14 protein-coding genes are annotated in these 13478 nt (G+C 71.6%); 6 read left to right on the top strand and 8 right to left on the bottom strand.

The features are described from left to right. Nucleotides 1–53: 53 nt before the first annotated feature. Complete coding sequence (locus tag BLT36_RS10135) at nt 54–428, bottom strand: DUF7882 family protein (RefSeq protein ID WP_092094850.1); 375 nt, start codon at nt 426–428, stop codon at nt 54–56. Nucleotides 429–487: 59 nt separating this feature from the next. On the opposite strand from BLT36_RS10135, the gene BLT36_RS10130 reads away from it, so the two are divergent. Both BLT36_RS10130 and BLT36_RS10125 read left to right on the top strand, forming a co-directional pair. Next, complete coding sequence (locus tag BLT36_RS10130) at nt 488–841, top strand: ArsR/SmtB family transcription factor (RefSeq protein ID WP_092094848.1); 354 nt, start codon at nt 488–490, stop codon at nt 839–841. Continuing rightward, the gene (locus BLT36_RS10125) at nt 841–1827 is read left to right on the top strand and encodes an SRPBCC family protein (protein WP_092094846.1); all 987 of its coding nucleotides are present in this window, start codon (nt 841–843) and stop codon (nt 1825–1827) included. Before BLT36_RS10130 ends, BLT36_RS10125 begins: the two co-directional genes overlap by 1 nt. Nucleotides 1828–1944: 117 nt before the next feature. Here BLT36_RS10125 and BLT36_RS10120 read toward each other — a convergent pair whose 3' ends face one another. The 5 genes from BLT36_RS10120 to mvk are packed head-to-tail and all read right to left on the bottom strand — an operon-like array spanning nt 1945 to nt 7300. Beyond that, complete coding sequence (locus BLT36_RS10120; RefSeq protein ID WP_092094844.1) at nt 1945–3120, bottom strand: hydroxymethylglutaryl-CoA synthase; 1176 nt, start codon at nt 3118–3120, stop codon at nt 1945–1947. Continuing rightward, nucleotides 3117–4181 carry a hydroxymethylglutaryl-CoA reductase gene (locus tag BLT36_RS10115; protein ID WP_092094842.1) on the bottom strand — a complete coding sequence of 355 codons (1065 nt, stop codon included), beginning with the start codon at nt 4179–4181 and terminating at the stop codon, nt 3117–3119. Before BLT36_RS10115 ends, BLT36_RS10120 begins: the two co-directional genes overlap by 4 nt. Then, a complete protein-coding gene (locus BLT36_RS10110) occupies nt 4174–5256 on the bottom strand; it encodes a phosphomevalonate kinase (RefSeq protein WP_092094840.1) in 1083 nt (360 codons plus the stop codon). The genes BLT36_RS10115 and BLT36_RS10110 overlap by 8 nt, the downstream gene beginning before the upstream one ends. Beyond that, nucleotides 5253–6311: a diphosphomevalonate decarboxylase gene (gene mvaD, locus BLT36_RS10105; protein ID WP_368086379.1), complete on the bottom strand. Its 1059-nt coding sequence runs from the start codon at nt 6309–6311 to the stop codon at nt 5253–5255. Before mvaD ends, BLT36_RS10110 begins: the two co-directional genes overlap by 4 nt. Beyond that, complete coding sequence (mvk, locus tag BLT36_RS10100) at nt 6311–7300, bottom strand: mevalonate kinase (protein ID WP_092094836.1); 990 nt, start codon at nt 7298–7300, stop codon at nt 6311–6313. Before mvk ends, mvaD begins: the two co-directional genes overlap by 1 nt. Before the next feature lie 96 nt (nt 7301–7396). Between mvk and BLT36_RS10095 the strand changes: the two genes are divergently transcribed. From BLT36_RS10095 to BLT36_RS10080, 4 genes are all read left to right on the top strand, one after another. Beyond that, nucleotides 7397–9019, top strand: coding sequence for a DHA2 family efflux MFS transporter permease subunit (locus BLT36_RS10095; RefSeq protein ID WP_092094834.1), 1623 nt, complete (start codon nt 7397–7399; stop codon nt 9017–9019). Between the two features lie 125 nt (nt 9020–9144). Then, nucleotides 9145–9609, top strand: a complete 465-nt coding sequence (locus BLT36_RS10090; RefSeq protein WP_175529596.1) for a MarR family winged helix-turn-helix transcriptional regulator — start codon at nt 9145–9147, stop codon at nt 9607–9609. A gap of 23 nt (nt 9610–9632) precedes the next feature. Beyond that, complete coding sequence (locus tag BLT36_RS10085; protein ID WP_092094832.1) at nt 9633–10055, top strand: organic hydroperoxide resistance protein; 423 nt, start codon at nt 9633–9635, stop codon at nt 10053–10055. Between the two features lie 30 nt (nt 10056–10085). After that, a complete protein-coding gene (locus BLT36_RS10080) occupies nt 10086–11060 on the top strand; it encodes a zinc-binding dehydrogenase (protein ID WP_092095754.1) in 975 nt (324 codons plus the stop codon). 96 nt (nt 11061–11156) lie between these two features. Here the strand turns inward: BLT36_RS10080 and BLT36_RS10075 are convergent, their stop codons facing one another. Beyond that, nucleotides 11157–12614, bottom strand: coding sequence for a sugar porter family MFS transporter (locus tag BLT36_RS10075; RefSeq protein ID WP_092094830.1), 1458 nt, complete (start codon nt 12612–12614; stop codon nt 11157–11159). 142 nt (nt 12615–12756) lie between these two features. Then, the gene (locus BLT36_RS10070) at nt 12757–13347 is read right to left on the bottom strand and encodes a hypothetical protein (RefSeq protein ID WP_092094828.1); all 591 of its coding nucleotides are present in this window, start codon (nt 13345–13347) and stop codon (nt 12757–12759) included. Between the last annotated feature and the right edge of the window lie 131 nt (nt 13348–13478).

Below are 13478 nucleotides of genomic sequence, written 5' to 3'. Positions count from 1 at the left end.
GTACGTGCTCGCACGGATGCGCGGTAGCCGTTGACCGGACCGACGGACCTGTGCTACTGCTCAGAGTCGTCCTCGGCATCGCCCGGCACCACGGCCCGCGACCACGCCGAGTCCTCGCCGGAACTCGTGTCCGCCGGCTCCGGTGTCAGGACGAGCCCGGCACCCGAGGTCGCCGCGCGGTAGAGCTCCTCGAGCCAGCTGCGGTTGATCGAGGGGACCCGGCTCCCGCCGAACTTGAAGTGCAGGCTCACGTTCGGGTGCAGCCAGATGCTGCTGCGGCCGTCACCGTGGACGACGTCGTCCTTCCACGAGAACACGAAGCGGTGGTCGCGACGGAGCATGTTGACGATCACGATCTGCAGGTGCGTCAGTGCCCGGTCGTCGACGCGGAGGTCGAGCACCTCGCCGTCGTAGATGAGCTGGCCCATGACTTCTTCTACTCCGAAGGGCTTGTGCACACCGCCCTCCGCGCGTAACGTGCAACCAAATGGTTGTACGAATTGAACTGAGTGACGCCGAGGTCGACCGGGTCTTCCACGCCCTGGCCGACGCGACGAGGCGCGACATCCTCCGTCGCACCCTCGTCGGCGAGGCGTCCGTGAGCGAGCTGGCGGACGCGTACGCAATGTCGTTCGCCGCCGTCCAGAAACACGTCGCCGTCCTCGAAGGAGCAGGACTCGTGACCAAGGAACCACGCGGCCGCACCCGGATGGTGCGTGCCGAACCGAGCCAGATCGACCGGGTCCGCGGTCTGCTCGACAGCTACGCGGACCTCTGGCGCGGCCGGATCGACCGGCTCGACGCACTGCTCGAAGAACACCGAGACCACGGGAGCCACTGATGCCGACCACGTCCGTCCACACCGACCCCGAGGAACTCACGATGACCCTCGTGGCCGAGTTCCCCGTCCCCGTCGAGCGCCTCTGGGGTGCGTTCGCCGATCCCCGGCAGCTCGAACGGTTCTGGGGCCCGCCCGGGTTCCCCGCCACCTTCACGTCGTTCGACCTCCGTCCCGGCGGCGCGGCCCACTACCGGATGACCTCCCCGGAGAACGAGCCTTTCCTGTCCGTCTGGCAGGTCAGCGAGGTCGACGAGCCGCGGCGCATCGTCTTCCGCGACCTGTTCGCGACGGAGGACGGCGCCGTCGACGAGTCGATGCCCGCGAGCGAGACGGTGTTGACGTTCGAGCCCGTCGACGGCGGATCGCGGGTCACCGTCCTGACGTCGTTCGAGTCCTCTGCGGGCCTCGACCAGCTCCTCGAGATGGGCATGCTCGAGGGCTACACGCAGGCGTTCGGGCAGCTGGACCGGGTACTCGCCGACCTGCGCGAGTACGCGCTCGGCGCAGGCACCGTCACCGAGGTCGTCGACGAGACCCACGTGCGGATCACCCGTGCGTTCGAGGCGCCACGGCACCTGCTCTGGCGTGCCCACACCGACACCGAGCTGATGCGACGCTGGCTGCTCGGCCCCGACGTGTGGGAGATGACCGTGTGCGAGAACGACCTCGTCGTCGGCGGGTCCTACCGCAACGCCTGGGCGCCGATCGGGGACACCGAGGGCGAGGCGTTCGGGTTCGAGGGCGAGAACCTCGTCGTCGACCCGGAGCGCCGGATGGTGACGACGGAACGGATGACGGGCGCGCCGTTCCCGCCGAACGTCAACGACCTGCAGTTCGACGAGGTCGACGGTGTCACCCTCCTGACCCTCCTCGTCACCTACCCGGACGAGGCGCAGCGCGACGCGATCCTCGCCACCGGCATGACCGAGGGCATGGAGACCAGCTACCAGCGTCTGGAGCGCGAGGTCCTGACCGCCGTCGCGTGAGCAGGAGACGGACTGGAGGCCCGTGGCGGATTCGCCACGGGCCTCCAGTCCGTCATCCGGTCGCCACCTGCCCACGAAAGCGACAGGTCACGCGGACCGCGCGCGGACCGACCCGCGTCAGTCCTGCGCCGTCGCCTCGTACTGCCGGGCCCCGCCCCGCACGCCGGCGAAGCGGAACGGCGCCGTCGTGACACGCGGGCGCTCGACGTCCTCGCTCGTGGCAGCACCGGCGGCGTGCAGCTCGCGGTACGCGTCGACCGTCAGCGGGACGCGGGCGGCGAGGAGCTCGCGGACGCGGCCCTCCCGTCGGTGCGCGTGGTACCCGGGCCGGACGATGCCGGTGATGAGCTCACCGACGCTGCCCGAACCGTAGCTGAACAGGGCGATGCGCTCCCCGGAGAGGTCGTCGTCGAGGTCGAGCAGCGCTGCGAGCCCGATCCAGAGCGACGCCGTGTACGTGTTGCCGGTCTGCCGGTTGTACGTGAACCCGAGTGCCAGCTCGGACTCGTCGAACGGCACGCCGACGTGCTGCGTCAGCTTCCGGTGCGCCTTGATCGCCATCTTCGTGAACGGCTGGTGGTGCACGAACCGGGCGATGTCGGCGAACGCCGGACCGCCCTGCGACGCGAGGTCGTCCCAGGCGCCGACGAACGCGTTGACGTAGGCGCTGACGGACAGGCGCCCGTCGACGAGCGCCGTGGAGCGGTCGTTCGGGCGCCAGAAGTCGTCCACGTCGGCGGTGAAGACGCCCGCGGCGGGTTCGAGCTCGATGAGGTCGGGGTCCGCGGCGATGAGCATCGCGGCCGCGCCGGCGCCCTGGGTGGGCTCGGCGGCGGTGTCGACGTCGTAGCGGGCGACGTCGGCGGCGATCACGAGGACGCGCTCGTGCGGGGCGCGGGCGACGATGCCGAGGGCGAGCTGGACCGCAGCGGTCCCGCCGTAGCAGGCCTGCTTCAGCTCGACGACGCGGACGTTCTGCGGCAGGCCGAGCAGTCCGTGCACGAACACGCCGGCGGCCTTGGACTGGTCGACGCCCGACTCGGTGGCGAACAGCACGGTGCGGATGCCGTCGGCGCCGTGGCGGTCGATGAGCTCCTTCGCGGCGGCGGCCCCCATCGTGACGATGTCCTCGTCAGCCGCGGGCACGCTGAACGCGTCCTGCCCGATGCCGACGTGGTACTTCGCCGGGTCGACGCCGAGGCGCTCGGCGAGGTCGTCGAGCTCGAGGACGTGGTGGCCGGTCGCGATCGCGATGTCGTGGATGCCGACCGTGGACGGTGCGGACGTCGTCATGCTGCGCCTCCTGCCGGACGGGTGCCACGGCGTTCCATGGCGACGTGCGCCGCCATCAGTTCGCCCGGGTTGGTCTGGGCGGCGAGCAGCGAGAGCTCCCCGCAGAGGACGGTCGCGGCGCACAGTGCGGCGAGGCGGCGGGCGTTCGCGCCGGGTTCGCGGTCCTCGCGGCAGCCGAGGCGGACCAGGGCGTCCTCGACGACGGGCAGGTCGCCGCCCTTGCCGTTGCCGACCGTGCCGACGATGAGGTGCGGGAGCGAGGTGGCGAAGTACAGGTCGCCGTCACGGTTCTCCGCCGAGGTGATGCCCTGGGAGCCCTCGACGATGTTCGCGGCGTCCTGCCCGGTGGCGAGGTAGAACCCGAGCAGCATGTTCGCGTAGTGGGCGTTCGCGGAACGGAGGGCGCCCGCGATCGTCGATCCGATGAGGTTCTTCGCGACGTTGAGCTCGACGATGCGCTCGGTCGAGGACCGCAGGCGCTTCTCGACGACCTCGCCGGGGATGACGATCTCGGCGATGGTGTTCCGGCCGCGGCCACGGATACCGTTCACCGCGGTGGCCTTCTTGTCGGTGCAGAAGTTGCCGGACACGGACACGTAGCGGAGGCCCGGCTGCCACTCGAGGATCGCGGGCAGCAGCTTGTCCGCCGCCTGCGTCACCATGTTGTGCCCGGAGGCGTCGCCCGTGGTGAACGCGAACCGCAGGAACAGCAGGTCCCCGACGATCTCCGGGTGCACCTCGATGAGCTTCGCGAACCGGCTCTGCCCGGACACGATCGCGGCGAGGTCGTCCTGCCGCGCGAGGATCTGCCCCGCGGCGATGTGCGCGGCCGCGGCGCTGGACGCACGGACGACCACCGAGCGGGTCATCCGCTCGTCGACGACGGTCGCGACGATGCCGCCCTCGACCATGCGCGAGATGCGGGCACCGCGGCCGACGGACGGCCAGAGGGGCGACTCGTACGTGGCGAGCGGCACCTCGTGCTCGCCCTCCACGGCGTTGCCGCTGATGCGGATCGGCCCCACCCACTTCGTGGGGATCGGGGTCAGCAGGTCAGTCATCGACGCTCCCTTCGGGCGCTTGCACCGCGACGCTGAGGTGTCTGATGTCGTGCGCCTCCCAGGCGCGGTGGATGCCGGCGAGGTCGGTGTCCGCCGGGACGAGCGCGATGCCGCAGTCGCCGCCGCCGGCGCCCGACGGCTTCGCCGCCCCGCCCGCCGCCTCGACGACGTCGCACAGGGTGGCGAGACGGTCGGTCTCGATCTTGGAACCGACGGAGTCGCCGAGGCGTTGCAGCAGCCCGCGGGCGCGACGGAGCGCACCGAGCGTGCGCTCCGCGTCGCCGGTCTGGAGGCCCGTGGTCAGGTCGTCGACGCAGGCCCGGCTCTCGTCGAGGAACGCCTGGTACCCGCCGTTGCGGTGACGACGCACGACGCCGACGAGCTTGGTGGTGGACGCGGGCGAGCCGGTCCAACCGACGAGGAGCTCGAGGTTCTCGGGCGCCGGAAGGCGCTGGACGTCGAAGCCCTCCCATGCGTCGGCGTCACCGAGGATGTCGGTCACGCTGCGCTGGTCGAGCTGCGCGGCGAGGCGTTCGCGGTCCGGGGCGCTGTAGCGCAGCCAGCCGCCGAAGGTGCTCGCCGCCAGGTCGCCGCCGGAGGCGCGCGGGTTCACCCGGATGGTCGCGAGCAGGGCGACCTGGAAGCGCTTCCGCTGGGAGAGGCCGAGCCCGTAGAACCGGTCGAGCGCGCCGACCGTGGCGACGGTGACCGCGGCGGACGACCCGAGGCCGAACTTCCGCCCGCTGGCGTCGTCGAGCTGGCTGTGGATGCGGAGGTCGTGGAAGCGCGGCGCGATGCCCTGCTCGCCGCGGAGCTTCTCGACGAGGTCGATCGTCGCCATCACGTAGTCGTACGGGTGGTGCTCGGTGTCGAGCGCGATGCCGTCCTCGGCGCGGGTCCAGGTGAGCGGCAGGTGCCCGTACTCCTCGGAGTGCACGCTGCCGGCGCCGTGGCCCTCGCTGACCCGAGCGGTGATCGCACGATCGAGGGCGATGAGCACGGACGGCTGCCCCGGCTCGACGACGGCGTACTCGCCCGCGACGAACAGCTTGCCGTGGGCACGGAACTCGATCACTCGGCGCTCTCCTCCGGGTCGGGGACGACGCCCGGGTCGGGCGTCCCCGTTCCTTCGGAGCCGACCAGGCGCGCGGCGGGTCCGGTGCCGGACTCGATGACGCGTGCGGCGGGTCCGGTGCCGGACTCGATGACGTCGCCGAGGCCGGACAGCGCGGACGCGACGGAGGCCCGGTCCTCGGGCTTCGTGAGCACGACGACGTTCGGGCCGGCGTCGGCCGTGGCGTAGGCCTCGGTGCCGGCGGCCCGGAGCTCGGCGACCGCGTCGAACACCGCGACGCTGCGGGCGGTGAGGTAGCGGATCGGCGGGAACGCGCCCTCGATCGTGGCGTGCATCCGGAGCGCGTTCGACTCGGTGATCTCGCCGATGCGCGTGAAGTCGCCGGCGGCGCACGCGGCGAGCATGTCCCCGACCGTCTCGGTGGTCGAGGTGACCCAGGCCGGGTAGAACGGCGAGGTCGCGATGGTGCGGCGCATCGCCTCGCGCGAACCGATCGGCTTCGGTCCCGCGTCGATCGTCACGACGACCATGGCCATCGGCGGCGCGGGGATCGGCTCCGCGAAGGAGCCCTCGTCGTCGCCGGCGTGCCAGACGGCCACACCACCGGGGATCGACCGGGTGGCCGAGCCCGAACCGCGCCGGGCCAGCCGGGAGAGGTCCCGCTGGGAGAGGTCGAGGCCGTACGCCGCCGACGCAGCGGTGGCGAGCGCCGCGAAGCCGGAGGCGCTCGAGGCGAGCCCGGCACCGGTCGGCACGGTGTTCTCGGACACCACGGTGGCACGCTCGGAGGACCCGGCGAGCGCCCGCACGAGGTCGAGGAACTCCTGCACCCGCACCAGCGCGCCGTCCGGCGCGACGCGACCGTTCAGCGTGAACGCATCACGCGCCTCCGGGTCCGCCGCCGAACCGTCGCCCACCGTGACGGTCGTCGTCGTCGGGAACACGTCGAGCCCCATCGAGACGCTGCCCGTGGCGGGCAGCGCGAGCTGCGCGTCCGCCTTGCCCCAGTACTTCACGAGGGCGATGTTGGGGTGCGCGAGCGCGGTGGCCTTCATCAAGCGCGGTCTCCGATCGTGGTGGTCCAGGTGGCTGCGGCACCTGCGCCGCGGAGCGCGGCCGCGATGCGGTCCGCCGCTCGTGCGTCCGTGGCGAGTGCGAGGACGCATCCGCCTCGCCCGCCGCCGGTGAGCTTCGCGCCGAGGGCGTCCGCAGCACGTGCGGCGTCGACGAGCCGGTCCAGGTCGTCGCTCGACACGTCGAGTGCGGCGAGGAGCTCGTGCGCGGCGTCCATCGTGGCACCCAGCGCCTGGGCATCGCCGTCCACCAGTGTCCCCCGTGCGCGACGGGCGAGCGCGCCGATGCGGTCGATCACGTCGTCGATCCCGGCCGGGTCCTGGTCGTGGCGGTCCCGGACCGCGGCGACGGCCTCGCGGGTGTGTCCGGGGACGCCGGTGTCGGCGACGACGAAGGTGAAGCGCGCGCCGAGCTCGACCGGCTCGATGTGGCCGCCCTCGAACCAGACCGGGGCGTCGGCGACGACCCCGCGGGCATCGAGTCCGGAGGGGTGCCCGTGGGCGACGCGCTCGCACTCCTGGATGAGCTCGTGGTGGGTCTCGGCGTCGAGGGTCTCGCCGAGGGCGTCGGCCACGGCGGCGGTAACGGCGGCGGCGACCGCGGCGCTCGAGCCCATGCCCCGGGCGGTGGGGACCTCGCTGTCGACACGGACGTGGAAGTGCTTGTCGGTCACGCCGAAGTGGCGGAGGGTCGCGGTCACGGCGGTGACGGTGGGCATCACGGCGGCGGGCGCGAGGTCGAGCGGGCCGGTGTGCACGGTCGACTCGAGGTGGTGGCCGGCGCCGGCGTCGACCGGTGTCACCGTCGCGACCACCCGGGCGTCGAGCACCGGGAGCACGAGAGCGGGGGCGCCGTAGACCACGGCGTGCTCCCCGATCAGGATCGTCTTGCCGTGGGACGACGCCCTGCCGGTCCGGCGGCTGTCGCCGGCTCCCGTGGTCGCTGAGTTGTCGAGGTCGTTGCTGGTCATCGTGGGTCACGTCAGCCTAACCGGCCCGCACCGTCCGCGTCGGACTTGTGCGCGTATGGTGGTCGTCAGCATGCTGACGACCTCGGGAGGCACCAGATGACCGCAGGCACGACACCGGACCGCCGACGCTGGGCAGGGCTCGTGGTGATCAGCGTCGCCGTGTCGCTCATCATCGTCGACTCGACCATCGTCAACGTCGCGATCCCGAGCATCGTCCGCGACCTCGACATCGGCTCCACCCTCGTCCAGTGGGTGCAGGAGAGCTACACCCTCGTCTTCGCAGCCCTGCTGCTCGTGTTCGGCTCGCTCGCCGACCGGTACGGCCGGAGACGCCTGCTGACGATCGGTGTGTCGGTCTTCGTGGTCGCATCCGTCCTGGCCGCACTGGCCCCGACCGGCGACCTGCTCGTCGTCGCCCGCGTCCTGCAGGGCCTCGGCGGCGCGATGGTCCTGCCGACCACCCTGTCGCTGGTCAACGCGACGTTCACCGGACGGGAGCGCGGCATCGCGTTCGCCGTCTGGGGCTCCACCATCGGCGGGATGGTCGCCGTCGGTCCGCTGCTCGGCGGCTGGCTGACCACCGACTTCTCGTGGCGGTGGGCGTTCGGGATCAACGTGCCGCTCGGCATCGCGATCGTCATCGGCGCGTACCTGACGGTGCAGGAGTCCCGGGACACCGTGCACGCCGGCCGGATCGACGTCGTCGGCGCCGTCCTCAGCGTGCTCACCAGCGCGTCGCTCGTGTTCGGGCTCATCGAGGGCCGGACCTACGGCTGGTGGGAGCCGGCCGAGCGCTTCCGGGTCGGTGACTGGGCGTGGCCCGCGTCGACCTCCCCCATCCCGTTCGCCTTCGCGCTGACGATCATCGCCGGGGTGCTGTTCGTGGTGTGGACCCGCCGCCGCCAGCGCCTCGACCGCTCGACCCTCATCGCGCTCGACCTGTTCACGATCGGCTCGTTCCGGAACGGCTCGATCGCTGCGCTCATCGTGTCCCTCGGCGAGTTCGGCATCATCCTGTCGCTGCCGCTCTGGCTGCAGAACGTCCTCGGGTACTCCGCGCTGCAGACCGGCTTCGTGCTCCTCGCGCTCGCGATCGGGTCCTTCGTGGCGAGCGGGTTCGCCGCCACCACCGGGCAGCGGATCGGCGCCCTGCCGATCGTCCGGATCGGCATCGGCGCCGAGATCGTCGGCGTCGCGGCGATCGGCTTCGTGATCACCTCGTCGACCCCGTGGTGGGCGATCGTGCCGTGCCTGTTCGTCTACGGCTTCGGCGTCGGGCTGGCCACCGCCCAGCTCACGAGCGTCGTGCTCCGCGACGTGCCGGTCGAGCGGAGCGGCGAAGCGTCCGGCGCACAGAGCACCGCACGCCAGATCGGCTCGGCGCTGGGCATCGCCGTGCTCGGGACGGTGCTGTTCACGTCGACGCAGACCATCCTCGACCACCGACTGCAGGACGAGGGGACCCCCGCGGCGGCCGCGTCGCAGATCGCCGACACCGTCGTGTCCTCCTCCGGCGGCTCGATCGGTGCGCTGACCGAGCAGAGTCCGTCCGCCGGTGCGGCCGCCGCCGAGGCGTTCAGCGACGGCACCCGGGCGGCCGCCTGGTCGGCGGCGGGGTTCCTGGTGCTCGGCCTGGCCGCGACCCTGCGGTTGCGCGCGCGCCCCGAGGACGAGACGCCGGAGCCGTCCGCGGCACCGGACCGGACGACGACCGCCTGAGAGCAGACCGCCTGACGGCCTGGAGGCGCGTGGCCAGCCCGCCCCGCGCCTCCAGGCCGCTGTGGAACCGGCGTGTGATCCGCCATTCGGTTGTGCACAACCAAGTTGCGTGCAATGCTGCTGGTATGCCCGTGACCGACGAGATGGTGTGCTTCTCGCTCTACGCGGCGTCCCGTGCGACGACCCAGGCGTACCGGACGCTGCTCGAACCGTGGGGACTGACCTACCCGCAGTACCTCGTGCTCGTGACCCTGTGGATCGAGGGCGACCAGACCGTGTCGAGCCTCGGCGACCACCTGCAGCTCGACTCCGGCACCCTCTCCCCGCTCCTGCGCCGCATGGAGCAGGCAGACCTCGTCCGCCGCGAACGCCGCAGCACCGACGAGCGCGTCGTCACGGTGACCATCGGCGAGCGCGGGCTCGCCCTGCGCCCGGAACTCGCGCACATCCCGGCACGCATCGCCGCCGGCATGGGCCTGTCCGACGAGCAGGCCGCGGTCGAGCTCATCGCGACGCTGCAGCGACTCACCGAGACCATGCGCGCGGCAGCGGCCACGTCGGCCGCGCCCGTGCGCGCAACAGACCACTGACCCCACGAAGGAAGGAACACCACATGGAAGCCCTCTACACCGCCGAGGCCCTCTCCACCGGCGCCGGCCGCGACGGCCGCGTCGCCACCAGCGACGGATCGTTCGCGCTCGACCTCGCCATCCCGAAGGAGATGGGTGGCGCAGGCGGCGGCACGAACCCCGAGCAGCTCTTCGCCGCCGGGTACGCCGCGTGCTTCCACTCCGCACTGCAGGGCGTCGCTCGCAGCCAGAAGGTGAAGATCGCCGACTCGTCCGTGGGCGGCCGCGTCCAGATCGGCCCGAACGGCGAGGGCGGCTACCAGCTGGCCGTGCTGCTCGAGGTCGTCCTGCCCGGACTCGAGCACGACCAGGCCCAGGCCCTCGCGGACGCCGCACACCAGGTGTGCCCGTACTCCAACGCGACGCGCGGCAACATCGACGTCACCATCACCGTCTCGGAGGACTAGTCCATGACCGCCACGAACACCCCCGGCACCATGCGTGCCGTCGTCCACGAGACGTTCGCCGAGCCCGCCGACGTCCTGACCGTCGCGGAGCGCCCCGTCCCGCAGCCCGGCCCCGGCCAGGTGCTCGTCCGGACCGTGCTCTCGCCCATCCACAACCACGACCTGTGGACCGTCCGCGGCACCTACGGCTTCAAGCCCGAGCTCCCGGCGCAGTCCGGCACCGAGGCGCTCGGCGTCGTCGAGGCACTCGGCGAGGGCGTTGATCGACTCCAGGTCGGCCAGCGCGTCGCCGGCGGGACCTTCGGCGTCTGGGCCGAGTACTACGTCGCCGACGCCGCCGGGCTCATCCCGGTGCCCGACGCGATGTCGGACGAGGCTGCCGCACAGCTCGTCTCGATGCCGTTCAGCGCGATCAGCCTGCTGCACTCGCTCGACCTGCACGAGGGCGACTGGATGATCCAGAACGCCGCGAACGGCGCCGTCGGCCGCATGGTCGCCCAGCTCGCCGCGGCCCGTGGCATCAACGTCGTCGGGCTCGTCCGGCGCGCCGCCGGTGTCGAGGAGCTCCGCAGTCAGGGCATCGAGCGCGTCGTCGCCACCGACGCCGAGGGCTGGCAGGACCAGGTCACGGCGATCACCGGCGGCGCACCGATCGTCGCGGGCGTCGAGTCCGTGGGAGGTCAGGCCGCGGCGGACATCGTCTCCACCCTCGCCGAGGACGCCACGCTCGTGGTGTTCGGCGCGATGGCGTCGCCGATGATGTCGATCCCCTCCGGCGCCGTGATCTTCAAGCAGGTCACGATCAAGGGCTTCTGGGGCAGCGTCGTCAGCAAGACCATGCCCGCCGAGACGAAGGGGCAGCTCTTCGGCGAGCTCATCACCCGGGTGCTCGACGGTTCGCTGACGCTCCCCGTCGCCGACGTCTTCGCGTTCGAGGACGTCCGTGACGCGGTGCGCGCGAGCGACACCGCCGGCCGCGTCGGCAAGGTGCTCCTGCGCCCGTAGCGCGAGCGCGGCCCCGGTCGCGACACACAGACGGACGGGAGGCCCGTGGCGGATCCGCCACGGGCCTCCCGTCCGTCTGCACGCACGTGCGCTGCGTCAGCGGCGCGCCGTCTTCGTGGGGACCGTGAAGATGTTGCCGGTGGTGACGCCCTCTTCGACTTCCTCGAGGGTGCGACCACGGCTCTCCGGCACGAACTTCCAGATGAAGAGCAGTGCGAGGAGTCCGACGACGGCGAAGCCGAAGAACGTGCCGGTGATGCCGGTCGCGGCGACGATCGTCGGGAAGTACAGCCCGAGGAACGCGTTCGCGATCCAGAGGCAGAACACCGCGATGCCCATGCCGAGTGCGCGGATCTGCGTCGGGAAGATCTCCGAGAGCACCACCCAGACGGCGATGTTGAGGAAGGTCTGCATCGAGCCGACGAACGCGACGACGAGGAACAGGATCACCCACGGGCGGGCCGGGTTGCCGTCCGGCAGGGCGACCGAGGCGATGCCGATGAGGAAGTGGCAGACCGTCGTCAACGAGAACCCGATGATGAGCGTCGTCCGGCGGTTGATCTTCTCCATGTTGTAGATGGCGATGAAGCCACCGATCACGGCGATGACACCCGGTGCGATGTTCGCGATGAGGGCCGCCGACTGCTGGAAGCCCGACTCGATGAGGACGGTCTGGCCGTAGTACATGATCGAGTTGATGCCGGTGAGCTGCTGGGCGACACCGAGGCCCGCGCCGATGAGCACGATGCGGATCAGCCACTTGTTGCCGAGCAGGACCCGCCAACCGGACTCGCGCTGGACCTTCGCCTCGAACTCGTTCGTGCGCTTGATGTCCTCGAGTTCGGCCGAGGCGCGCTCCTGCGAACGGATCTGGCCGAGGACCGCGAGCGCCTCGTCGTTGCGCCCCTTCGACGCGAGCCAGCGCGGCGACTCCGGGACGCGGAGCATGCCGACGAAGAGTGCGATCGCGGGCAGGGCGCACACGGCGAGCATGACCCGCCAGACGCCGTTGCCCTCGCCCCACAGGCTGCCGATGACCGCGTTGACGAGGAACGCGGCGAGCTGACCGATGACGATCATGAGCTCGTTGCGACCGGACAGCGACCCGCGGATCTCGTAGGGGGCGAGTTCGGCGAGGAACACCGGCACGACCGTGGAGGCACCGCCCACCGCCAGACCGAGCAGCACGCGGCCGATCACGATGACGCCGAAGGTCGGCGAGAACACGCAGATCAGGGTGCCGACGAAGAACGTCACGGCGAGCAGGATGATCGTCTTGCGGCGACCCCACCCGTCGGCGATGCGACCGCCGAGCATCGCGCCGATGGCGGCGCCGAACAGCAGCGAGCTGGTGACGATGCCCTCGGTGAGGTTCGTCAGGCCGAGCTCCTGCTTCATCGGCAGCAGGGCGCCGTTGATCACGCCGGTGTCGTAGCCGAACAGGAGGCCGCCGAACGTGGCGACGAGGGCGAGGACGCCGAGGCGTCGGACGTGCGGGCCCTTCCCCACCGGTGGGAGCGAGGTGCTCGGGGCTGTCGGTTTGATGTCGACCATTCGGGTGACTCCTTCGTCAGTGATCACGCTTCATCGCTTGGAAGGATCGTAACCCGATTCCATGTCCTGTCAATCACACATATGGACATCGACCGGTTTGGATCGCTCCATGAAAGTCCTGGTCAGCGCGGGAGCGGTCCACTCAGTCCTGGTCCGACGGCGGCTGCGGCTCGTTGAGCACGTCCCCCAGCGAGGCCATGTCCGCGCCGTGGTCCGTGTAGCGGCGGACGGTGCGACGGGCGGCAGCGCTCGCGGCACCGGACAGCCGGGGGTTCCTCCGTGCAGCGTCGGCCACGCGACCGGCGTGCCCCGCGGTGGAGAGCAGCACGTTCGCCAGCGCCCGCGCATCGCCCTGCTCCGGGACGCCCGCGACGGTCCAGGCGGTCCGGACCTGGTCGTCGGGGGTCACCCCGCGCCGGGTGCCCATCCGCTGCCAGTCGGAGAGCGAGCCCTCGGTGCGCGCGGCCGCTCGGGCCGCCTCGCCCGCACGCCGACGCTGGGCGTCGCGCGCCTCGCTCTCGGTCGCGGCGCCGTCCCCGCTTGCGGTCGCGGTGCCGTCCGTGGCCGCACCCGCGGTCGCTCCCTCGGTGGTCACGAACCGGTCGAGCAGGCCGTCGGCGCGCCTGCGGACCTGCTCGGCACGGGCCCGGGCGGCCGTGTCGTCACCGCCCTCTTCGGCGATGCGGGCGGCGTGCGCGGCAGCCGCCGCGGCGAGGATCTCCGAACGCTCCATGCCCTCGACGGTAGCCGCTCCGACCGACACGGTCGCGCACCGGGCAGGCCCACCGGGCACTACACCCACGGACACATCCACCGGCGACCCCTCTTCCGGTGACCGACTCCCCGCTACCATCGACGCGAGGG

Source organism: Curtobacterium sp. UNCCL20, assembly GCF_900101675.1.
Lineage (GTDB): Bacteria > Actinomycetota > Actinomycetes > Actinomycetales > Microbacteriaceae > Curtobacterium.
The sequence above is the reverse complement of the archived record's forward strand: the minus strand, read 5'-3'. Positions and strand labels throughout refer to the sequence as shown.

Excerpts from the sequence above, each read along its gene's own strand:
- BLT36_RS10135 (WP_092094850.1), bottom strand. The coding sequence starts at position 428 with ATGGGCCAGCTCATCTACGACGGCGAGGTGCTCGACCTCCGCGTCGAC.
- BLT36_RS10130 (WP_092094848.1), top strand. The coding sequence starts at position 488 with ATGGTTGTACGAATTGAACTGAGTGACGCCGAGGTCGACCGGGTCTTC.
- BLT36_RS10125 (WP_092094846.1), top strand. The coding sequence starts at position 841 with ATGCCGACCACGTCCGTCCACACCGACCCCGAGGAACTCACGATGACC.
- BLT36_RS10120 (WP_092094844.1), bottom strand. The coding sequence starts at position 3,120 with ATGACGACGTCCGCACCGTCCACGGTCGGCATCCACGACATCGCGATC.
- BLT36_RS10115 (WP_092094842.1), bottom strand. The coding sequence starts at position 4,181 with ATGACTGACCTGCTGACCCCGATCCCCACGAAGTGGGTGGGGCCGATC.
- mvaD (WP_368086379.1), bottom strand. The coding sequence starts at position 6,311 with ATGAAGGCCACCGCGCTCGCGCACCCCAACATCGCCCTCGTGAAGTAC.
- mvk (WP_092094836.1), bottom strand. The coding sequence starts at position 7,300 with ATGACCAGCAACGACCTCGACAACTCAGCGACCACGGGAGCCGGCGAC.
- BLT36_RS10095 (WP_092094834.1), top strand. The coding sequence starts at position 7,397 with ATGACCGCAGGCACGACACCGGACCGCCGACGCTGGGCAGGGCTCGTG.
- BLT36_RS10090 (WP_175529596.1), top strand. The coding sequence starts at position 9,145 with ATGCCCGTGACCGACGAGATGGTGTGCTTCTCGCTCTACGCGGCGTCC.
- BLT36_RS10085 (WP_092094832.1), top strand. The coding sequence starts at position 9,633 with ATGGAAGCCCTCTACACCGCCGAGGCCCTCTCCACCGGCGCCGGCCGC.
- BLT36_RS10080 (WP_092095754.1), top strand. The coding sequence starts at position 10,086 with ATGCGTGCCGTCGTCCACGAGACGTTCGCCGAGCCCGCCGACGTCCTG.
- BLT36_RS10075 (WP_092094830.1), bottom strand. The coding sequence starts at position 12,614 with ATGGTCGACATCAAACCGACAGCCCCGAGCACCTCGCTCCCACCGGTG.
- BLT36_RS10070 (WP_092094828.1), bottom strand. The coding sequence starts at position 13,347 with ATGGAGCGTTCGGAGATCCTCGCCGCGGCGGCTGCCGCGCACGCCGCC.